Here is a 19,780-nt window from a genome sequence, read left to right on the forward strand (position 1 = left end):
TCGCCCGGGCACTCGGCGCCGAGGCCACGCCGCCGGCCCTTCCAGCCGCCCGGCGCCGTTCGGCCGCCCGCTCCGCGCGCGGGCAGGCCGACGGGGTGGAAAACTGGCGCTCGATGCGCGCCGCTTACGTCGAACGACTGGGCTCAGCCGATCTCATCCGCTGGGACGAGCTGCCCCCGCCCCGGCCGGGCCCCGGCGAGGTGCTGGTGGACGTGCTGGCCACCACCGTCAACGCGGTGGACACGTTCGTCCGTTCGGGCCTTTTCCGTACGCCGCTGAGCTTCCCGTTCGTCATCGGGCGGGACCTCGTGGGCGCGGTGGCGGCAGCGGGGTCCGGCTTCGCGGTGGGCGAGCCGGTGTGGTGCAACAGCCTCGGCCACGAGGGCCGGCAGGGCGCGGCCGCCGAGCAGGCGGTGGTGCCGGCCGACCGGCTCTACCGGCTGCCGTGCGGCGTGCGCCCGGAGGAGGCGGTGGCCGTGTTCCATCCCGCGGCCACCGCCCACCTGGCCCTCTTCACCCACGGCGGGCTGCGCGCGGGCGACACCGTCCTGGTCGGCGGCGCGGGCGGCAACGTGGGCGGCGCGCTGGTGGAGTTGGCGGTGCGGGCCGGCGCGCGCGTGCTCGCCACCGCCTCGCCGCGCGACCACGGGCATGTGCGCTCACTGGGCGCGGCCGAGGTCGTGGACTACCACGCCGACGATCTCCCGGCACGGCTCGCGGCGCTCGCTCCGTCCGGGGTCGACGTCCACATCGACACCTCGGGCCGTCACGACCTGCGGACGGCGGTCGCTCTGCTCGCCCGACAGGGCCGCATCGTCCTGATGGCCGGGCCGAAGGCCGAGCCGGTGCTGCCGGTCGGCCCGCTGTACATGAAGGACGGTTCGCTGCACGGCTTCGTCATCTCCCACGCGACGGCGGCCGAACTGGCCGGGGCGGCCGAGGCGATCAACGAGCTGCTGCCGCTGGGCGCGCTGCGCCCGCGCGCGGTCGAGTGCCACCCCCTGAGCGCCGCGGCAGAGATGCACCGCCGCATGGAAGGCGGGGAGTTGCACGGACGCCGGGTGGTGCTTCTCGTCTGACCCCCGGGCTCCGCCGCCGGTTCCGAGGGCGAGGACGACGGCCAGGAGGAAGCAGAAGAGGTCGACGGCCCAGTCCCGGGTTGGTGCGCCCGACCCGCCCCGACTTCCCGGCGCCCGGGGCGAGTTCGTGGGCGAGTGGGGACGGCAGCAGCCAGCGCCGCCCCTCGAACACCGGCGGCGGCCACGTCGTCCCCTCGGCCCTCACGGTTCAGCCCTCACGGTCCGTCCATCTACGCGGCGCCGAGGGCGGTCGCCGCTGTGTGCCGGACATCGTCGACCGAGGTCGCGGCGGCATGAACTTCCGTCGCGCGGGGCGCCGTTGGAGGCGGACTTTCGGCGCACCCGGTGCGGTCGGGGGCAGACTTCCGGCAGGCACGGCTCGCCCCGCGGCCGATGTGCGAGGGGGGTCCGCGGGGCGAGGGTCGTGTCATGAAAGAGGTGCTGGAGTTGTTCGGATTCGTCGCCCTGGTGCAGGGCGTCCGCCTGGTGCACGGGTTCACCCACTGGCACGTGGGGTTCGTGCAGCGTCTGGGCTTCCTCGACGGCTACGAGGTCCACGCGAGCGTCGGCCTCGTCGTGCCGGCGGGCGCGCTGTTCGCCGTCGCCGGGCGCCTGGGGCCCGGCCGAGCGCGGAAGCCGCTCAGCAGCCGAAGTCGACCAGGTCGAACGTCGCGTAGTGGTCGGCGGTGTAGTAGTCCTCCTGGGTCCGCTCGCCGGTGACGATGCGCCGGGCGCCGCGTGTGGGGGAACCGGGCGTGATGACCGTGTACTCGTGGTAATAGCCGGACGACTGCCGGGGCAGGACGTCTTCGCGGTTCCGGAAGACGGTCCCGTCCTGCGTGTGCGGGTAGGGGCCGCCCTTGTCGATCAGGTCGAGCGTGTCGTGCGCCTGCGAGGGCAGGTCGCCGAAGCAGACGCTGCCGGCCGAGGCCGCGGCGGCGTCCGCCGGGCCGGCCGTGACGGTACCGCCCACCAGCAGGGCGGAGAGGAGGGCGCCCGCGGCGCCGATGCGGGTGATTCGTGGGGGGAATCGCATGACGTCATGATGACGCGCGTAGAGCGCGGCATGTCAATGACAGCCTTGTGGATTTTCCCGTCAAGTCCCATGTGTTTTCCGGTAGTTGACCTCCCGGCTCGTCCGGCGGTCTCGCCGGGAGGGGCTCCGGTCAGGCGTGTTCCGGGAGCTCGTAGGAGCCGTAGCGCGGGCGGCCCGCGACGTCGTACGACTGGATGGACACGCCCGCGGCGGTGACGCGGCCGCCGGTGTGGGTGAAGGCGGTGGGTACGGCGCCCTCCGCGAACAGCCGGCGCCCCGCGCCGAGCACGACGGGGAACGTCAGCAGGTGCAGGGTGTCCACGAGGTCCTGGGCGAACAGGGAGCGGGCGAGGGCGCCGCTGCCGTGGACCTGGAGCTCCCCCTCGGTGCGCTCCTTGAGGGCGGTGACCTCCTTGGCGAGGTCGCCGCCGATCACCGTGGTGCCCTGCCAGGCGGGGTCGGTCAGGGTCGAGGACGCGACGTACTTCGGCAGGCCGTTGAGCCGGGAGGCGATGGGATCGGCGGGGTCGGTCATTTTCGGCCAGTAGCCGGCGAAGATGTCGTACGTCCGGCGGCCGAGCAGGAAGGCGCCCGCACGGTCGAAGACCTCGGTGACGAACCGGCCGAAGTCCTCGTCGCCGTACGGAACGCTCCAGCCGCCCTGCTCGAAGCCGCCGCGGGTGTCCTCCCGGGGGCCGCCGGGGGCCTGGTAGACGCCGTCGAGGGTGACGAAGGTGGTGAGGACGAGCTTGCCCATGGCGGGGCCTTCCTTCCTGGGGAGGAATCCCTGAGCCGGGATCCCCGAGCCGGAATTCCAGGGGCGGTTCCCTGGTCATCAGCTCAGACCCCGCCGCCGTCCGCAACTCATCGGTCGATCGCCGCAGCCCCCCTGCCGGGCCGGCGCACCTCACCGGTCGCGCGGGCCGGGTCAGCCGCCCAGTTCCTGGTGGCGGGCCGCCAGCTGGGCGGCGCCCTCGTCCGTCAGGGAGCCGAACAGGCGCAGGCGGGAGATGCCTCCGTCCGGAAAGATGTCCACGCGCGCGTGGGTGCCCACAGCGGGCGCGGGCAGGACGAAGCGGTGGGGGGTGTCCGGCTGGAGGCGGGTGCGCGGCAGGACCTCCGTCCACGCGCCGTCCTCCCCGTCCCGCACCGAGACCGACGCCCAGCCGGCGCTGTTTCCCTTGAGGCAGGCCGTGTCGATCTCGATCGCGCGGATCCGGGACCGCGCGACGAGCCGGTAGCGGATCCAGTCGTTGCCCCGGTCGCGGCGCCGCCGGGTCTCCCAGCCGTCGTCCATCTTGCGGGAGCGGCCCGGCTGGATGGTGTTGGTGGCCGGCGAGTAGAAGCGGTCGGAGGCGTCCTCGACCCGGCCGCCGTTCTCCAGGGCGACCACGTCGAAGGTGCCGAGCACTTCCAGCCACTTCGGGTCCGGCACGACCTCGCCGTACACGCGCAGCCGCGCGATGCCGCCGTCCGGGTGCTGGTTGACCCGCAGGTGGGTGACGCGCTGTTCGACGTCCACCGCGAAGCCGTTGGCCGCGTGGCCGCCGACCGGGGTGCGCGGCACCAGCGCCGTCCACTTCACGTCGTCGGCGAGGAGTTCCTCCGGCGAGGGGGAGCCGGGCACGCAGGTGGCCTCGATGGAGACGGCCTGCGGGTAGTTGCCGCGGAAGTGGGCGGTGTCGACGACGATGCCGCGGACCACGCCGGGCGCGCCGAGGCGGATCAGCGCCCAGTCGTGGTCGTCGGCGGTGGGCCAGGGGTGCTCGGCCGAGCCGCCGCGGCGGCGCCGGGTCTCCCAGCCGTCCATGACCTTGCCCTTGTGCCCGAAGCGCTCGGGGTCGAACTCGGCGCGCCCGGGCAGCAGCAGGTTCTCGCGCTCGGCGAAGAACTCGTCGTTGGCGGCGACGACTCCGGCGCCGAGCCGCCGGTCGGCGAGGTCGGCGAGGTGCGTGAAGGGGAAGTCGGCGGTGCGGTAGTCCGCGTAGGGGTCGCCCCCTCCGTAGGGGTTCGCGTCGCCGGTGAAGCGGGGCCAACGGGCTTGCTGCTGCGCCGTCACGGTGATCAGGTCTTCCTCTCGGGGGTCTGCCGGGTGCGGATGGGGGCGCGGAGGCGCGGGAGATCAGGGCGTTCTGGTCAGCAGGCGTCCCCTCGGCCCGGTGAACTCGCCGTCCGCCAGGATGCGTTCGCCGCGCAGCCAGGTGGACTTCACCACGCCGTGCAGGGTGCGGCCCGCGTAGGCGGTGACGTGGTTGCGGTGCTGGAGTGCGGCCGGGTCGACGGTGAACGTCTCGTCGGGCGCGAGGACGGCGAAGTCGGCGTCCCGGCCCGCCTCGATGGCGCCCTTGCGGTCGAGGCCGACGAGGGCGGCGGTGCGCGCGGACATCCAGCGGACCACGTCCTCCAGGCCGTGACCGCGCCTGCGTGCCTCGGTCCACACCGCCGGCAGGCTCAGCTGCAGGCCGGAGATGCCGCCCCAGGCGGTGGCGAAGTCGTCCGTCTTGAGGTCGGCCGTGGACGGCGAGTGGTCGGTGACCACGCAGTCGATCGTGCCGTCCGCGAGCGCCTGCCACAGCAGGTCCTGGTTGGCGGCCTCGCGGATGGGCGGGCAGCACTTGAACTCGCTGGCGCCGTCCGGGACTTCCTCCGCGGTCAGCGTGAGGTAGTGCGGACACGTCTCGACGGTCAGCCGTACGCCCTCCGCCTTGGCGGCGGCGATCAGCGGCAGCGCGTCGCTGGACGACAGGTGGAGCACGTGCACGCGCGCGTCCAGCCGCTTCGCCTGGGCGATCAGGCCGGCGACGGCGGTGTCCTCGGCGTCGCGCGGCCGGGAGGCGAGGAAGTCGGCGTACCGGGGGCCGCCGTGCTGCGGGGCGGCGGCGAGGTGGTGCGGATCCTCGGCGTGCACGATCAGCAGGCCGCCGAACCCGGCGATCTCGGCCAGCGACCCGGTCAGCCGGTCCTGCGTCAGGTGCGGGAACTCGTCCACGCCCGAGGGCGACAGGAACGCCTTGAAGCCGAAGACCCCGGCGTCGTGGAGCGGGCGCAGGTCCTTGACGTTGTCGGGCAGCGCGCCGCCCCAGAAGCCGACGTCGATGTGGGCCTTGTCCCGGGCCACCTCCCGCTTGATCCGCAGATGGTCCACCGTCGTGGTCGGCGGGAGGGAGTTGAGCGGCATGTCGATCAGGGTGGTGATGCCGCCGGCCGCCGCCGCGCGGGTGGCGGTCCAGAAGCCTTCCCACTCGGTGCGGCCCGGGTCGTTGACGTGCACGTGGGTGTCGACGAGGCCGGGCAGCAGGACGTCGTTCCCGAGGTCCTCCAGACGGGCCCCGGCGGGTGCCGTGGCGTCGTGGGGCAGTACGGCCGTGATCCGGCCGCCGGCGACCGCGACCGCCGCGGCGCGCGTCCCCTCGGGCGTGATGACGCGCGTCGAGCGCAGCACCAGTTCAGCGTCGGACACCCGGACCCCTCTCTCCCGCTCTCTCCTGCCAGATTTCAACGTTCTGTTGAAGGAGTCTTCTCCGCCGCCCGCACCTCGTCAAGGGGCACACCGCCGCACGGCACCCGGAGTCCGCCCCCGGCGGCCGCCCTGAATGGTCGCCCTGACGGCCGCCCCGATGGCCGCCCTGGACGTTTCCACAAAGCGGAATTACCATTCCAGTCAGCAGAACGTAGGTCCGCACAAGCGGGGAGTCAACCGGCCCCCGGGATAGGCTTTGGCCCTTCCAGCCCGCCCTGAAAGGAACGTGCCGTGCCGACGTCCAGCGCCAGCACCACCGACTCCGCCAAGTCCTCCGCCGGTGGCGGGGTCCAGTCCCTCGAGCGCGCCTTCGACCTGCTCGAGCGGATGGCGGACGCGGGCGGCGAAGTCGGCCTGAGCGAGCTCTCCGCGAGCAGCGGACTGCCCCTGCCCACCATCCACCGCCTGATGCGCACCCTGGTGGCCTGCGGATACGTCCGTCAGCAGCCCAACCGGCGGTACGCGCTCGGCCCCCGGCTGATCCGCCTCGGCGAGTCCGCCTCGCGACTGCTCGGCACCTGGGCCCGCCCGTATCTGGCCCGGCTGGTCGAGGAGACCGGCGAGACGGCGAACATGGCGCTGCTCGACGGCGACGAGGTCGTGTACGTGGCGCAGGTGCCCTCCAAGCACTCCATGCGCATGTTCACCGAGGTCGGCCGCCGGGTCCTGCCGCACTCCACCGGTGTGGGCAAGGCGCTGCTCGCCCAGACCCCGGACGCCGAGGTGCGGGCGCTGCTCGCCCGCACCGGCATGCCCGCCGCCACCGAGAAGACGATCACCACGCCCGAAGGCTTCCTGGCGGCGCTGGCGGACGTGCGCCGGCTCGGCTACGCCCTCGACGACAACGAGCAGGAGATAGGGGTCCGCTGCCTCGCGGTCCTGGTGCCCGACTCCCCCACCGCCGCCGCGATCTCCATCTCCGGCCCGGCGGGCCGGGTCACGGAGGCGGCCACGGAGAAGATCGTGCCGATCATCCAGCAGGTGGCGGTGGAGCTGTCACAGGCACTGGCCAGCTCGGGCCCGACGGTCTGAGCCCCGGCGTCACCGCCTGACCTCCCGCGACCAGCGCGGTCAGCCGCCCGTCCCGCATCTCGCGTACCGCGTCCGCCTGTTGGAGGTGGGCGCGGTCGTGCGTCACCAGGACGGTCGCCGTGCCGCGCTCGCGGGTGAGCCGGGCCAGCAGGTCCAGCACGGCCGCGCCGCGCTCGTGGTCGAGGGCGCTGGTCGGCTCGTCGACGAGGAGCACGGAGGGCTCGTTCATCAGCGCGCGGGCGATGTTCACCCGCTGCCGCTGACCGCCGGAGAGCTGGTGCGGGCGCCGGTGCGCCCGGTCGGCGAGCCCGACCGCGGCCAGCAGCTCCCGCGCCCGTCCGGCCGCCGCCCGCCGCCCGTCCATGCGGGCCATGACCTCCAGCTGCTCCCGCGTCGTCAGCGACGGCAGCAGATTGGGCTGCTGGAAGACGATGCCGATGCTCCGCCGCCGCAGCACGGCCCGCTCGGCGGCGCTCAGCTCGTCCGCCGAAATCCCGTCCACGCGGACCCGCCCGCCGTCCGGTGTGATCAGTGTGGCGGCGACCGCGAGCAGGCTGGACTTGCCCGAGCCGGACGGCCCGATCACGGCCGTGATCGTGCCCGCGGGCACCTCCATCGCCACCCGGTCCAGGGCGGTCAGTCTGCCGTCCCCGTCCGGGTAGGTCAGGGTGACGTCGTTCAGGACCAGACTCATCGCACGCCTCCCAGCGCGGTCAGCGGATCGACGGCGGTGATCCGCCGCACGGACAGCGTGGCGCCGAGCAGCCCGAGCAGGACGGTCACCGCGGCGGGCACCAGCACGGTCGGCACGTCCAGGGCGAACGGCACGTCGCCGCCGCGGACCAGGGCGCCGACGGCGACCGCGAGCGCGGTGCCGGACAGCGTCCCGGCGACGAGCAGCAGCACGGCCTGCCCCAGCGCGTCCCGCAGCAGGTACGGGGTGGAGGCGCCGAGCGCCTTGAGCACGGCGATGTCGGGCGCCCGCTGGATCGTCCATACCGTGAAGAAGGCCCCGACGACCAGCGCGGAGATGACGAAGAGGAAGCCGCGCATCAGCTGGAGCGAGCCGTTCTCCGCCCGGTAGGAGCCGATGGCGTCGAGCGCGTCGTCCCTGCCGAGCGTCCGCGTGCCGGCGGCCCGGTCCCCGGCGGGGACGTCCGCGCCGTGCGTGCGCAGGGCGATCACCGTCGCCGGGCCCCCGCCGAAGGCGGTCCACACCACGGGCGTATGGCTGTACGAGGCGCCGCCGGCGACGGCCGCGACGGTCCACTCGGCGGATCCGAGCCGGACCCGGTCCCCGGCGGCGACGCCCAGCCCGGCGGCCGCCTTCACCGACAGCACGGCCCGCCCGGGCGCCACGCCGGCGGGCGCGATGCCGGAGCCGGGCCGGACGGCGAACTCCGACACCGCGGCCGTACGGCCCCCGGCCTCCGCCTCGAGGGTGCGGATCGCGACGGGCTCCGCGTAGGGGACCCGCTGGGCCCACCGGTCGAGGGCGGAGCGCGGCAGCGCGGAGCCGGTGAACGACACCGACTGCCCGCCGGGCGGGGCGGCGAAGGCGAGGTGGTCGGCGGGCAGACCGCGGACCGCCGAGGTGTTCTCCCCGGCGAGTCCGGCGGTCAGTCCGGACAGCAGCCCCACGAGCAGGGTGATCAGTACGACCACGGCTCCCATCAGGGCGAACCGCCCCTTGGCGAACCGGAGGTCTCTCCATGCGACGAACATGCCCCCACCCTGCGCCGGACCGCACCCTGCGGGCATCGCACGGCGGCACACCTGTGCGGGGCCGAAGGGCGCAGCCGCGATTCAACCTTTCGGTTGACCGGCACCGGCTCCGCCCCGCTTACGCTGGACGGTGCCATGGACCTCCGCCCGCACTCCCCCGTCGTCGTCGCCCTGCGCCTGTGCCTGTACGCCCTGTTCGCGGGGCTGCTCGCGTTCGCCGCGGCCCGGGCGGACGGTCCCGCCACGGTGGCGGCGGCGCTCGGCACGGGGGCGGTGCTCGCCCGGGGCGCGCTGAGCCCGGCCGTGCGCCGCTCCCGGCGCGCGGCCACCGGGTGGGTGGCGGCACTGACGGCGTCCTGGCTGGTCCTGCTCGCGCTGTCGCCCGACGCCCTGTGGGCCGCCTTCCCGCTGTACTTCCTCCAGCTGCACCTGCTGCCGGTGCGCTGGAGCCTGCCCGCCGTGGGCGCGACCGCGGCGGCGGCCGTCGCCGGATTCGTCGGGCACGGGGCGCCGCTGACGCCGGGGGCGTTCATCGGCCCGCTGCTCGGCGCCGCGGTCGCCGTCGCCACCGTCCTGGGCTACGAGGCCCTGTACCGGGAGAGCGAACGGCGCCGGGAGCTGATCGAGGAGCTGGTCGCCACCCGTGCCGAACTCGCCGAGGCCGAGCGCGCCGCGGGGACGCTCGCCGAGCGGGAGCGGCTGGCCCGGGAGATCCACGACACCCTGGCGCAGGGCCTGTCCAGCATCCAGCTGCTGCTGCGTGCCGCTCAGCGCGAGCTGCCCGCCGGTTCACCGGCCGCCGCGCACATCGAGCAGGCCCGCGCGACGGCCCAGGACAACCTGGCCGAGGCCCGCCGCTTCGTGCGCGCCCTCACCCCGCCCGACCTGGAGCGCGGCTCGCTCGCCGGCGCGCTGGAGCGGCTCTGCGCGAGTGCGGCGGGCGCGACCGCGGTCCGCTTCTCGCTGAGCGGGGCCCCGGCCGAGCTGCCCACCCCGTACGAGGTCGCGCTGCTGCGGATCGCCCAGTCCGCGCTCGGCAACACCCTGCGGCACGCCCGCGCCGGCCGCGCCGAGATCACGCTCACCTTCATGGACACGGCGGTGGCGCTGGACGTCGTCGACGACGGCATCGGGTTCGCTTCCGGCGACCCCGGTGCGCCCGGCGCGAGGACGGCCGCCCGGCCGCAGAGCACGGCGGACGGCGCGGCGGACAGCACCGCGGACGGCGCGATGGAGAGCACGGCGGACGGCGCGGCGGACGGCGGTTTCGGGCTGCCCGCGATGCGCTCGCGTGCCCGCTCGCTGGGCGGCACCCTCACCGTGGAGTCGGCCCCCGGACAGGGCACGGCGGTGGCCGTGACACTCCCCTACCCCCCGGCGGCGGATACCGGGCAGCACCGGGCCGCCACGAAGGCGTCCTCCCCCTCGCTCCCCCTCCCCCTCCCTCTCTCCAGGAGCCGCGCGTGACGATCCGGCTGCTGCTGGCGGACGATCACCCGGTGGTCCGTGCGGGGCTGCGGGCCGTGCTGTCCGCCGAGCCCGACTTCGAGATCGCCGGGGAGGCGCCGACCGCGGAGCGCGCCGTCGAACTGGCCGCCGCGGGCGGGGTGGACGTGGTGCTGATGGACCTGCAGTTCGGTACCGGCGCGCACGGTGCCGAGGCGACCGCGGCGATCACCGCCCGTCCCGGCGCGCCGCGGGTGCTGGTACTGACGACGTACGACACCGACGCCGACATCCTCGCCGCGGTGGAGGCCGGGGCGGCGGGCTACCTGCTGAAGGACGCCCCGCCGCAGGAACTGGCCGCGGCGGTCCGCACCGCCGCCTCCGGCCGCTCGGCCCTCGCCCCCGCGGTCGCCCACCGTCTGATGGACCGGATGCGCACGCCCGCCGCCGCGCTCAGCCGCCGCGAGCTGGAGGTCCTGGAACTGGTCCGGGACGGCCTGTCCAACCTGCAGATCAGCAAGCGCCTGTTCCTGAGCCAGGCCACGGTGAAGTCCCATCTGGTGCACATCTACGCCAAGCTGGCCGTGGATTCGCGCACGGCGGCGGTGGCGGCGGCCACCGAACGCGGAGTCATCCGGCGCCTGCGGCCCTGACCGGAGCCGAAGGCCCGTCAGCGGCGCCGGGGCGGCTCCCCGAACAGGTCCACCGCGGCCCGGACCTCCGACAGCCCGCGGGCCAGGGCGCTGACCGAGCCGATCGAGCCGGCGATCAGCAGCAGGGAGCGGCGCAGCCGGGGCATCTCCGGTATGCCGTGGGCCGTCATCGCGGCCAGCGCGGCGAGTTCGTCCTCGGCGATGGCACGATCGGGGAACTCCACGGGATGAGCGGCGAGTTGGCGGCGCAATCGGGACACGGCGGTGCGCAGCTCCGCCACTCTCGGGTCCTCGCCGCTGCCGGTCACCGGCCTCTGCTCCAAGCTCCGCAACACAGCCCTCCCCGTCGCACCCCGTCGTGCGCAGTTCGCAGTGCTCCCGGCGCACACCCCTGTGGAGCGAGCGCGGCGCCGGGGGACGCGGGTCAGTAAACGCCACCCGATACGGGATGCGCCACCATGAGGACCGAAATTCAGTCCTCGCTCAAACGCACGATCGACGGGCGGTCAGGTATGCAGGACCCATGACACGCACAGACGACGAGGTGGCCGGGCTGGTGCTGGCCGCCGGGGGTGGGCGCAGGCTCGGCGGGCGGCCCAAGGCGTTGCTCGAACACCGGGGGCGGCCGCTCGTGGAGCACGCGGTCGGGGCGCTGCGGGCGGCCGGCTGCACCCGCGTCCATGTGGTCCTCGGGGCGCGGGCCGCAGCCGTACGGGAGCGGGCGGAGCTGTCCGGTTGTGTGGTGGTGGAGAACCCGGACTGGGAGCGGGGCATGGGCACCTCGCTGCGGGCCGGGCTGGAGTCCCTGGCCGGTACGGGCGCCCGGTCGGCCCTGGTGCTGCTCGTCGACCAGCCCGGCATCGGGGCCGAGGCGGTGGCCCGGGTGCGCGCCGCGCACCGGGACGAGCGGTCGCTGGCGTCGGCGGCGTACGACGGTGTGCGCGGCCACCCCGTCCTGCTCGGCGCGGCCCACTGGACGGGTGTCGCGGCGGCCGCGACCGGCGACCGGGGGGCGCGCGCCTATCTGAAGGCGCACGAGGAGGAGATCACCCTGATCGAGTGCGGGGACGTGGCCCGGCCCCACGACATCGACACCGAGGCGGATCTGCGGCATCTGGAGTGATGCGGGGAAGGGGGACCTGGAGTGAGCGGGATGGCACCGAGCGCCACCTTGCCTCGACCCGGAGATTCTCGACATCAACAAACCATTGAACTTCCACCATGAGGAAACTAGTATCCACTGATCAGAAGCCTCCACCCGCTCCACGGGCGCCCTTTGCCCCTTTCACACCGCTTGGCATCCCGTGCCACGGCAGGGTGGCCAGGAACGTGGTCCGCTGAAGAAGCTCCCCGAAGGAAGTGACAGCTCATGTCCGCACCAGCGCCGTCCCCGCTGGCCATCGTCGACGCCGAGCCCCTGCCCCGGCAGGAGGAGGTCCTCTCCGACGCGGCGCTCGCCTTCGTGGCCGAACTGCACCGGCGGTTCACCCCGCGCCGCGACGAACTCCTCGCCCGCCGCGCGGAGCGCCGCGCCGAGATCGCCCGGACCTCCACCCTCGACTTCCTCCCCGAGACGGCCGCGATCCGCGCGGACGACTCCTGGAAGGTGGCCCCGGCCCCGGCCGCGCTGGAGGACCGCCGGGTCGAGATCACCGGTCCCACCGACCGCAAGATGACCATCAACGCGCTCAACTCGGGTGCGCGGATCTGGCTCGCCGACTTCGAGGACGCCTCCGCCCCGACCTGGGAGAACGTCGTCCTCGGCCAGCTCAACCTGATCGACGCCTACACCCGGAACATCGACTTCACCGACCCGGCGTCCGGCAAGTCCTACGCCCTGCGGCCGGACGAGGAGCTCGCCACCGTCGTCATGCGCCCGCGCGGCTGGCACCTGAACGAGCGTCACCTCGTCGACGAGCGCGGCACCGCGGTGCCCGGCGCCCTCGTCGACTTCGGCCTGTACTTCTTCCACAACGCCCGGCGCCTGCTCGACCTCGGCAAGGGCCCGTACTTCTACCTGCCGAAGACGGAGTCGCACCTGGAGGCCCGCCTCTGGAACGACGTCTTCGTCTTCGCGCAGGAGCACCTCGGCGTCCCGCAGGGCACTGTCCGCGCCACCGTCCTGATCGAGACGATCACGGCGGCGTACGAGATGGAGGAGATCCTCTACGAACTGCGCGACCACGCCTCCGGGTTGAACGCCGGCCGCTGGGACTACCTGTTCTCCATCGTGAAGAACTTCCGTGACGGCGGGTCCAGGTTCGTCCTGCCGGACCGCAACGCGGTCACGATGACCGCCCCGTTCATGCGGGCGTACACCGAACTCCTCGTCCGCACCTGCCACAAGCGCGGCGCGCACGCGATCGGCGGCATGGCGGCGTTCATCCCCTCCCGCCGGGACGCGGAGGTCAACAAGGTCGCCTTCGAGAAGGTCCGCGCCGACAAGGACCGCGAGGCGAACGACGGTTTCGACGGCTCGTGGGTCGCCCACCCCGACCTGGTGCCGATCGCCATGGAGTCCTTCGACAAGGTCCTCGGCGACCGGCCGAACCAGAAGGACCGGCTGCGCGAGGACGTCCATGTCGAGGCCGCCGACCTGATCGCGATCGACTCCCTCGACGCCCGGCCCACCTACGCGGGCCTGGTCAACGCCGTCCAGGTCGGCATCCGCTACATCGAGGCCTGGCTGCGCGGCCTCGGCGCGGTCGCCATCTTCAACCTCATGGAGGACGCGGCCACCGCCGAGATCTCCCGGTCGCAGATCTGGCAGTGGATCAACGCGGGGGTGGAGTTCGAGAACGGCGAGAAGGCCACACCGGAACTCGCGCGCCGGGTCGCCGCCGAGGAGCTGGAGAACATCCGCGCCGAGATCGGCGCCGAGTCCTTCGCCTCGGGCCACTGGCAGCAGGCCCACGACCTGCTGCTGAAGGTCTCCCTCGACGAGGACTACGCCGACTTCCTGACGCTTCCGGCGTACGAGCAGCTCCGGGGCTGACCGGGAAGCGACGTCCGGCTGCCGGCCGCCGCCCGGTCGGCAGCCGGGCGGCGCGCGGGTGCGGGTGCGGTCGGCCGGGCGGCGCGGGTGCGGTCGGCGCGGGTGCGGTCGGCCGGTCGGCGGGACGGCGCGGGTGCGGTCCGCCGGTCAACCCGTCGGCCGGCCACGGGGACAGCCGGTCAGCCCAGGTGCACCGACCAGTCCTGTTCCGCGGCCGGCTTGCCGTGCAGGTCGGGGACCCGCTTGAGCCAGTCCGGCCGTCCCCGCTCGGTCCGCTCCGCGCGCCGGGCCTCCTCGGCGGCGAGCTCCTCCCGGCTGGGGAAGTCGGTCGGCAGCCAGGCCGCCGAGGCCCGCGCCCGCGCGTGCAGATGCCCGACGTACGCCGCGCGGACCTCGTCCGGCGTCGCGAAGCCCGGCTCACCGTCGAGCCAGGCGTCCGGGACCTCCGCGACGATCTCCCGCAGCAGGTCCTCGGTCACCCTGGGGGCCAGCTCGGCGTCGGCCGCCCGCACGTCCGGGGCGTAGTGGCCGAGAGCGTGGTGGCGGAAGTCGTACGCCTTCTCCGGCGACGACGTGTCCCAGCGGTGGTGGAAGACGAGGGCGGCGCCGTGGTCGATGAGCCACAGGCGCGGGGGCGCGATGCCGAGCGTGGGCCAGACCATCAGGTTCGAGCTGTGCACGGTGCGGTCGACGTTCACGGTCAGCGCGTCGAGCCAGACGATCCGACCCGCCTCCAGCGGGTCCACGGGGAAGCTCTTCGCGACCTCGGGGGTGAAGTCCCGCGCGCCCGGCAAGTGGTCCATGCCGAGGTTGAGGCCGCCGCTTGCGGCGTGCAGATCGCGCACCTCCTGGTGCGGTTCGTGCTCGGCGATCGCCGGGTCGAAGTGCACCAGGACCAGCTCCGGGAAACGCAGCCCGAGGGCACGCGCCAGCTCGCCCACCACGACCTCGGCGACCAGCGCCTTGCGGCCCTGCGCGGAGCCGGTGAACTTCACGACGTAGGTGCCGAGGTCGTCGGCCTCCACGACACCGGGCACGGAGCCGCCGGAGCGCAGGGGTGCGACGTAGCGGGTCGCGGTGACCTCTCTCAGCATCTTCCCAAGCCCCAAAGCTCGCTCGCCCCGCATTCCATGACGTCAGCAGCCTGTCAATGGTAGTGCGCCCGGACCGGGACTAGAGGATCCCGCGCTCGCTCGCGCGCGCCAGGGCCTCCACGCGGTTGCGGGCGCCCAGCTTCTCCAGTGTCCGCTGGAGATAGGTCTTGACCGTGTTCCGGCTCAGGCCGAGCACGTCGGCGATCTCCGGGTTGGTCTCGCCCATCGCCACCCTGCGCAGGATCTCGTACTCGCGGCGGGTCAGGCCGCTCTCCTTGAGCCTTCGGTTCAGCAGCACGCTGAGCAGGTGGTCCGGACTGGTGCGGACCACTCTTTCCCCGGCATTGACCCGGCGGACGATGTCCACCAGGTCCGACCGCTCCGCGTCCTTGACGACCACGGCGTGCGCGCCGGCGTCGAGTGCCTCCTCCAGGGCGGCGTGCTCGGGATAGGCGGTGAAGATCACCACTTTCACGCCGGGAACACGGGTCCGCAGCTCCCGGACGACCTCGGGGGCAAGCATGTCGGGCAGGCGCAGGTCCAGCAGGACCACGTCCGGCACCAGCCGCTCGGCCTCGCCTATCGCCTCCCGCCCCGAACTCGCGTATCCGGACACGTTGATCCAGGAGGCGTTGCCGAGCGCCAGGGCGACGCCGTCGCGGACGATGGGGTGGTCGTCCACGACCAGCACGCGCACCGTCGGCTCGTTCACGCCGGCACCCACATCTGGGCGGTCACGCCGCCGTCCTCGTTGCCGCCGACGGTGACCCGGCCACCCACCCGTTCCAGGCGCTCCGACATGGTGGACAGGCCGATGCCGCGGGAGGAGCCGTCCTGCGGGGGCAGGCCCACACCGTCGTCGGCGACGGTCACCCCGACACCTCCGGACAGGGCGAACACGCTCACCACGACGGAACGGGCGCGCGCGTGCTTCTCGACGTTCAGCAGCGCCTCCCGCGCCGTCTCGGTCAGTGCCCTGATCCGGCCCGGCGCCAGGCCCGGCACCTCGGTCACCATGATCAGCCGGGCGATCACGCCGGTACGCTGCTGGAAGGCCCTGCAGTCACCGCGCAGCGCGACGCCGAGAGCGACCTCCTCCGGCGGCGCGTGCAGGGCGTGCAGCGACACGCGCAACGCGGCGGCCGCCTGGATCGCCTGCTCCTCCAGGTCTCCCAGACGTGCCGACACGGCGTCCCCGGCCGGCAACTCCTCGGCCAGCGTGCGGATGCCCGTGCCCAGGGTGAACAGCATGGCCCCCACGGTGTCGTGCAGGTCCAGCGCGAGCCGGCGCCGTTCCTCGTGCACGGCGACCTCCGCCGCGTGACGGGCACGCTCCGCCACCACGGCGGCCGCCGCGGCCCGGCTCGCCGCCAGTTCCAGGGCCCCGGTCGTCCGGTCGCCGAACACGGAGGTCTCCCGGTTCGCGCCGTAGAGGATGCCCAGCAGCCGGTCGCCGTGGACGACGGGCACGGCGATCATCGCGCCGAGCCCCTCGGTCTCCGCCTGCGCGTTGAAGTGGTGGGTGATGGTGTCGGAGCGGCGGTAGTCACTGACCCACAGCGGCCGGCGCCGGAGCATCACCTGCCCGCCCAGCCCGCACCCGGCGGAGACGACCAGGCCGTCCACGGCGGGCGTGCGGGCGTGGACCACGTGGCCGAGCACCAGCCGGTCGGCGCCGTCCGGTTCACCCACCCACGCGACGTCCACCCCGCTCAGCTCGGGAACGTCGTCCACGATTCGGCGCATGGCGACGGACTGGTCGAGCAGAGCGAGGACCTGGCTGTATCCCTCGGTGAGCTCGAACAGGGCGCTCGGCAGCGGCCGGTCCCGGCTCCCGTCTGACACGTTCGTCATGGTAGGTCGTCTCCCGCGGGCGGACCAGGAGTGGACGTGCGCACTCCGGGCCGACATCCTCCCCCTCCGCCGGTGCCCTGACCATCTCCGAATGGAGACCTCCGAACTCATATCTCCCCCTGGAGCTACCCGCGCCCCGGTGCGGCGCCCAGGATCGCGGCACGAGCCGCAGCGGCCGGTGCGGTGGCCGAGCCGCGCACCGGCATCGAGATCCAAGGGACACCCACGCACATGCCCAGCCGTCACCCCGTTCCCAGCACCATGCAGGCCGTGCCCCTGCTCGTGAGCAGACTGCTGGAGAACGGCATGAAGCTGCACGGGGGCAGTGAGGTCGTCACCGCCACCGACACCGGCACCCGCAGCGCCGACTACGCCACGACGGCTGGCTGCGCACCGGTGACGTCGGAACGATCAGTGCCGACGGTTTCCTCACCCTCACCGACCGGATCAAGGACGTGATCAAGTCGGGCGGGGAGTGGATCTCGTCGGTCGAGCTGGAGAACCACCTCATGGCGCACCCGGCGGTGGCCGAGGCGTGCGTCGTCGCGGTCCCGGACGACAAGTGGGGGGAGCGTCCCCTGGCCACGGTCGTGCTCCGGGACGGGAGCGGCACCACGCACGGCGAACTGCGGGGGTTCCTCGCCGGCAGGGTGGCCGCCTGGCAGCTGCCGGAGCGCTGGGCGCTTCTCGAGGCGGTGCCCAGGACATCCGTCGGCAAGTTCGACAAGAAGGCGCTGCGCAAGCAGTACGCGGACGGGGAGCTGGCCGTCGACGTCGTCACGTGAGCCGCACCCCGTCCGAGACCATCCACCCATCTCCCCGAGGAACTGTCATGAGCCGCATGACCCCGCCCCCCGAAGGGGATCCTCAGTCGGTGTCGGCCCTGTATCTGAGCCGGCTCGACCACGAGTCCCTGTACTCCGACGCGGAGCTGCTCCGGGCCATCGCCGAGACCGTCGAACGGGTCGGCGGACGGCGGGAGCTCGCCGGCCGGTACGCCGACACGCTGCGCGAGGAGGCCGCGGGGGGCGGCCTCCGGCGCGGCGAAAGGCACAGGTGGGCCCGCCGCATGGCGCGGGAGCTCGCCCGCGACCCGGCCGGTGCCGACCACCGGCTCGTGCACCGGGCGGCCGCCGACCCGGGCACCGAACCGCCGAGAGGGACGTCATGAGCCCGGCGGTCCCCCCGCCACCGTCGCGGGGGCCCGGTCCGGGGCAGGTCCCCGGTCCATGGCACAACTCCGATCCGGGCCAGGACCCAGGCCCCTGGCGGGGACAGGGGTCGTGGACGGACCCCGGCCCCTGGCAACGTCCCGCCGCTCACGGGCGGCCGGTGCCCCCGCCCCGTCCGCACCCCGCCGCGGACGGGGCACCGCGCTCCGCCGCGTACCACTCCGCGACGTACGCGGCACCGTACGTCCCCGAGCGGCCCCAGGACGATCCGGCCCTGCCGCGTCTGCGCGCGGCACGCCGGCGGCCGGTCTTCACCGTGGCCGGCGCGGTCGTCGCGCTCTACCTCCTCAACGCCCTGCTGGCGAGCGAGGCGCGCGGGGTGATGGCGGTACGGATCGCCGGGCCGCTGAACACGGGCCTGGCCATGAGCCTCCTGCTGTGCCTCACCACCGTCTGGGCGGTCCGCTGGTACAACCGCCATGCCAGGACCCACTTCGACCCCGGCCCGCATCCGGGGGACCGGTTCGGCTCGCGGGAGGACGCGCGATGACCACTGCCGCATCCTTGGCCGCCGCCGGCTCGTTCCCGGTGTTCGTGGTCTTCGCCGCCTTCGTGGCCAGCGCGCTGTTCCTGGCCCTGTGGGTCACGACGGACCGGGTCACCCCGGGCGACTTCTACGTGAGCGACGGCCGGCTCACGCCGGCACGCAACGGTGTCGCGCTCTTCGGTGACTACATGTCGGCCGCGACCCTGCTCGGCTCCCCCGGAGTGGTCGCACTGGCGGGGTACGACGGCATCTCCTACCTGCTGGGCCCGATCGTCGCCTGGGTGGTGATGCTCCTGCTGATCGCCGAGCCGTTCCACAGCACCGGGCGCTACACGATCGGTGACAGCCTGGGGCGGCGGCTGCGCCCCCGGTCCGTGCACCTGGCGTCGGGCATCTCCGCGCTCGTCATCTCGCTGGTGTACCTGATCGCCCAACTGGTCGGCGCCGGGGCGCTCGCCGCGCCGATCCTCGGTCTGGACGGCACCGGCGCGCGGCAGATCATGGTCGGGGCGCTCGGGATCCTCATGGTGATCTACGTACTCATCGGCGGCATGCGGGCGACGACCGCCGTGCAGCTGGTCAAGGCCGTCCTGTTGCTCGGCGGCGGCGGATGGCTGGCCGTCCTCGTCATGTCGCGCTACGGCTGGGACCCCTCGGCCCTGCTGACCCGGGCGGCGGACCACAGCGGGCTGCGGGACGCCTTCCTGCGGCCGGGCGTGCGCTACGGCGACGACAGCGTGGGCAGGCTCGACTCGCTCAGCCTGCAACTGGCCGTGCTGCTGGGGGCCGCGGGGCTGCCCCACCTGCTCATGCGGCTCGGGGCGGTGCCCACCGCACGCGCGGCACGCGGATCGGTCACGGTGGCGACCTGTCTGACGGTGGTGTTCTGCCTGACGGGCGGTGTGCTCGGGTTCGGCGCGGTGGCCGTGCTCGGACGCGGCACCATCACCGCCGACAGCGCCACGGGCAACTCCGCCGTCCTGCTCCTGACGGAGCGTCTCGGCGGGGCGTTCCTGCTCACCATGATCTCGTGCGTCGCCTTCACCACGATCCTGGCGGTGGTCGCCGGGATCGTGCTGGCCGCGTCGACCGCGCTGGCCCACGACCTCTACCAGGTCGGGCTGCGGGCGGGCAGGGCGTCGGAGAAGAGCGAACTCCTGGTCGCACGGGGCGGGGTGCTGCTGATCGGGGTCACCGCCACGGGAATGTCCATGTACGCCCAGGGCCAGAACATCTCGTTCCTGGTGGGCCTGGCCTTCGCCGTCGCGGCGTCCGCGATCCTGCCGGCGCTGCTGTACCACCTGTACTGGAGGCGCTTCACCACCAGGGGAGCGCTCTGGAGCATGTACGGCGGACTGCTCTCCTCGGTGCTGCTGGTGCTGCTCTCCCCCGCTCTGTCCGGAGGCCCGGCGTCGCTGCTGCCGGACATGGACTTCGCCGTCTTCCCGCTCAGCAACCCGGCGCTGGTGTCCATCCCGCTCGGCTTCCTGTTCGGCTGGCTGGGGTCGGTCCTCGACCGGAGAGAACGGGGCGGGGCGGAGTACGCCGAACTGGAGGCGCGGGTCCTGCTGGGAACCGGAGCGGGCCAGTCCCGCGGAACCGGTCCGTGACCGGCAGACCGCCGGGT

Annotated in this window: 20 protein-coding genes and 1 pseudogene; 11 read left to right on the forward strand and 10 right to left on the reverse strand. The window is 73.7% G+C overall.

Features of this window, described 5'->3' with window-relative positions:
• Positions 1 to 113: 113 nt before the first annotated feature.
• Positions 114 to 1,079 (forward strand): NADPH:quinone reductase, encoded by a 966-nt coding sequence (locus ACIQ9G_RS16490; RefSeq protein WP_403609454.1) that lies wholly within the window; start codon positions 114 to 116, stop codon positions 1,077 to 1,079.
• Between the two features lie 640 nt (positions 1,080 to 1,719).
• Here ACIQ9G_RS16490 and ACIQ9G_RS16495 read toward each other — a convergent pair.
• From ACIQ9G_RS16495 to allB, 4 genes are all read right to left on the reverse strand, one after another.
• Positions 1,720 to 2,115 (reverse strand): ribonuclease domain-containing protein, encoded by a 396-nt coding sequence (locus tag ACIQ9G_RS16495; RefSeq protein WP_403609456.1) that lies wholly within the window; start codon positions 2,113 to 2,115, stop codon positions 1,720 to 1,722.
• A gap of 130 nt (positions 2,116 to 2,245) precedes the next feature.
• Positions 2,246 to 2,872, reverse strand: coding sequence for a dihydrofolate reductase family protein (locus ACIQ9G_RS16500; RefSeq protein ID WP_403609458.1), 627 nt, complete (start codon positions 2,870 to 2,872; stop codon positions 2,246 to 2,248).
• Between the two features lie 171 nt (positions 2,873 to 3,043).
• On the reverse strand, positions 3,044 to 4,174 hold the full coding sequence (gene alc, locus ACIQ9G_RS16505; protein WP_403609460.1) for an allantoicase: 1,131 nt from the start codon (positions 4,172 to 4,174) through the stop codon (positions 3,044 to 3,046).
• Positions 4,175 to 4,237: 63 nt separating this feature from the next.
• On the reverse strand, positions 4,238 to 5,575 hold the full coding sequence (allB, locus tag ACIQ9G_RS16510; protein WP_403609462.1) for an allantoinase AllB: 1,338 nt from the start codon (positions 5,573 to 5,575) through the stop codon (positions 4,238 to 4,240).
• Positions 5,576 to 5,866: 291 nt separating this feature from the next.
• Here allB and ACIQ9G_RS16515 point away from each other — a divergent pair, with 291 nt between their 5' ends.
• Positions 5,867 to 6,667 carry an IclR family transcriptional regulator gene (locus ACIQ9G_RS16515; protein ID WP_403609465.1) on the forward strand — a complete coding sequence of 267 codons (801 nt, stop codon included), beginning with the start codon at positions 5,867 to 5,869 and terminating at the stop codon, positions 6,665 to 6,667.
• On the opposite strand, the gene ACIQ9G_RS16520 is transcribed toward ACIQ9G_RS16515, so the two are convergent.
• Positions 6,606 to 7,361, reverse strand: a complete 756-nt coding sequence (locus tag ACIQ9G_RS16520) for an ABC transporter ATP-binding protein (RefSeq protein WP_403609468.1) — start codon at positions 7,359 to 7,361, stop codon at positions 6,606 to 6,608. The genes ACIQ9G_RS16515 and ACIQ9G_RS16520 overlap by 62 nt on opposite strands.
• On the reverse strand, positions 7,358 to 8,392 hold the full coding sequence (locus ACIQ9G_RS16525) for an ABC transporter permease (protein ID WP_403609470.1): 1,035 nt from the start codon (positions 8,390 to 8,392) through the stop codon (positions 7,358 to 7,360). The genes ACIQ9G_RS16520 and ACIQ9G_RS16525 overlap by 4 nt, the downstream gene beginning before the upstream one ends.
• Before the next feature lie 135 nt (positions 8,393 to 8,527).
• Between ACIQ9G_RS16525 and ACIQ9G_RS16530 the strand changes: the two genes are divergently transcribed.
• Entirely contained in the window at positions 8,528 to 9,859 is a 1,332-nt protein-coding gene (locus ACIQ9G_RS16530; RefSeq protein WP_403609472.1) for a sensor histidine kinase, read from the forward strand.
• A complete protein-coding gene (locus ACIQ9G_RS16535; protein WP_403609474.1) occupies positions 9,856 to 10,491 on the forward strand; it encodes a response regulator in 636 nt (211 codons plus the stop codon). The genes ACIQ9G_RS16530 and ACIQ9G_RS16535 overlap by 4 nt, the downstream gene beginning before the upstream one ends.
• A 17-nt stretch (positions 10,492 to 10,508) precedes the next feature.
• Here the strand turns inward: ACIQ9G_RS16535 and ACIQ9G_RS16540 are convergent, their stop codons facing one another.
• Positions 10,509 to 10,826 (reverse strand): DUF5955 family protein, encoded by a 318-nt coding sequence (locus ACIQ9G_RS16540; protein WP_356184000.1) that lies wholly within the window; start codon positions 10,824 to 10,826, stop codon positions 10,509 to 10,511.
• 188 nt (positions 10,827 to 11,014) lie between these two features.
• On the opposite strand from ACIQ9G_RS16540, the gene ACIQ9G_RS16545 reads away from it, so the two are divergent.
• Together ACIQ9G_RS16545 and aceB are read left to right on the forward strand one after the other, a co-directional pair.
• On the forward strand, positions 11,015 to 11,614 hold the full coding sequence (locus tag ACIQ9G_RS16545) for an NTP transferase domain-containing protein (RefSeq protein ID WP_403609477.1): 600 nt from the start codon (positions 11,015 to 11,017) through the stop codon (positions 11,612 to 11,614).
• 246 nt (positions 11,615 to 11,860) lie between these two features.
• On the forward strand, positions 11,861 to 13,486 hold the full coding sequence (gene aceB / locus ACIQ9G_RS16550; RefSeq protein WP_403609479.1) for a malate synthase A: 1,626 nt from the start codon (positions 11,861 to 11,863) through the stop codon (positions 13,484 to 13,486).
• Between the two features lie 179 nt (positions 13,487 to 13,665).
• Here the strand turns inward: aceB and ACIQ9G_RS16555 are convergent, their stop codons facing one another.
• From ACIQ9G_RS16555 to ACIQ9G_RS16565, 3 genes are all read right to left on the reverse strand, one after another.
• Positions 13,666 to 14,580: a HipA family kinase gene (locus ACIQ9G_RS16555; protein ID WP_403609482.1), complete on the reverse strand. Its 915-nt coding sequence runs from the start codon at positions 14,578 to 14,580 to the stop codon at positions 13,666 to 13,668.
• Between the two features lie 79 nt (positions 14,581 to 14,659).
• The gene (locus tag ACIQ9G_RS16560) at positions 14,660 to 15,292 is read right to left on the reverse strand and encodes a response regulator (protein WP_403609485.1); all 633 of its coding nucleotides are present in this window, start codon (positions 15,290 to 15,292) and stop codon (positions 14,660 to 14,662) included.
• Positions 15,289 to 16,425 (reverse strand): GAF domain-containing protein, encoded by a 1,137-nt coding sequence (locus ACIQ9G_RS16565; protein WP_403609488.1) that lies wholly within the window; start codon positions 16,423 to 16,425, stop codon positions 15,289 to 15,291. The genes ACIQ9G_RS16560 and ACIQ9G_RS16565 overlap by 4 nt, the downstream gene beginning before the upstream one ends.
• A gap of 240 nt (positions 16,426 to 16,665) precedes the next feature.
• Here ACIQ9G_RS16565 and ACIQ9G_RS16570 point away from each other — a divergent pair, with 240 nt between their 5' ends.
• The 5 genes and pseudogenes from ACIQ9G_RS16570 (at position 16,666) to ACIQ9G_RS16590 (ending at position 19,763) form a co-directional block, all read left to right on the forward strand.
• Entirely contained in the window at positions 16,666 to 16,893 is a 228-nt protein-coding gene (locus ACIQ9G_RS16570) for a hypothetical protein (RefSeq protein ID WP_403609490.1), read from the forward strand.
• Positions 16,809 to 17,219: pseudogene (locus tag ACIQ9G_RS16575) on the forward strand (fatty acid--CoA ligase); the annotation flags it as partial. The gene ACIQ9G_RS16570 and the pseudogene ACIQ9G_RS16575, both read left to right, overlap by 85 nt.
• 47 nt (positions 17,220 to 17,266) lie before the next feature.
• Positions 17,267 to 17,605, forward strand: coding sequence for a hypothetical protein (locus tag ACIQ9G_RS16580; RefSeq protein ID WP_403609492.1), 339 nt, complete (start codon positions 17,267 to 17,269; stop codon positions 17,603 to 17,605).
• A 161-nt stretch (positions 17,606 to 17,766) separates the two neighbouring features.
• Positions 17,767 to 18,156, forward strand: a complete 390-nt coding sequence (locus ACIQ9G_RS16585; RefSeq protein ID WP_403609494.1) for a DUF485 domain-containing protein — start codon at positions 17,767 to 17,769, stop codon at positions 18,154 to 18,156.
• The gene (locus ACIQ9G_RS16590) at positions 18,153 to 19,763 is read left to right on the forward strand and encodes a cation acetate symporter (protein WP_403609496.1); all 1,611 of its coding nucleotides are present in this window, start codon (positions 18,153 to 18,155) and stop codon (positions 19,761 to 19,763) included. Before ACIQ9G_RS16585 ends, ACIQ9G_RS16590 begins: the two co-directional genes overlap by 4 nt.
• Positions 19,764 to 19,780 lie beyond the last annotated feature (17 nt).

The organism is Streptomyces sp. NPDC096152, assembly GCF_044763235.1.
In the GTDB taxonomy this organism is placed as follows: domain Bacteria; phylum Actinomycetota; class Actinomycetes; order Streptomycetales; family Streptomycetaceae; genus Streptomyces.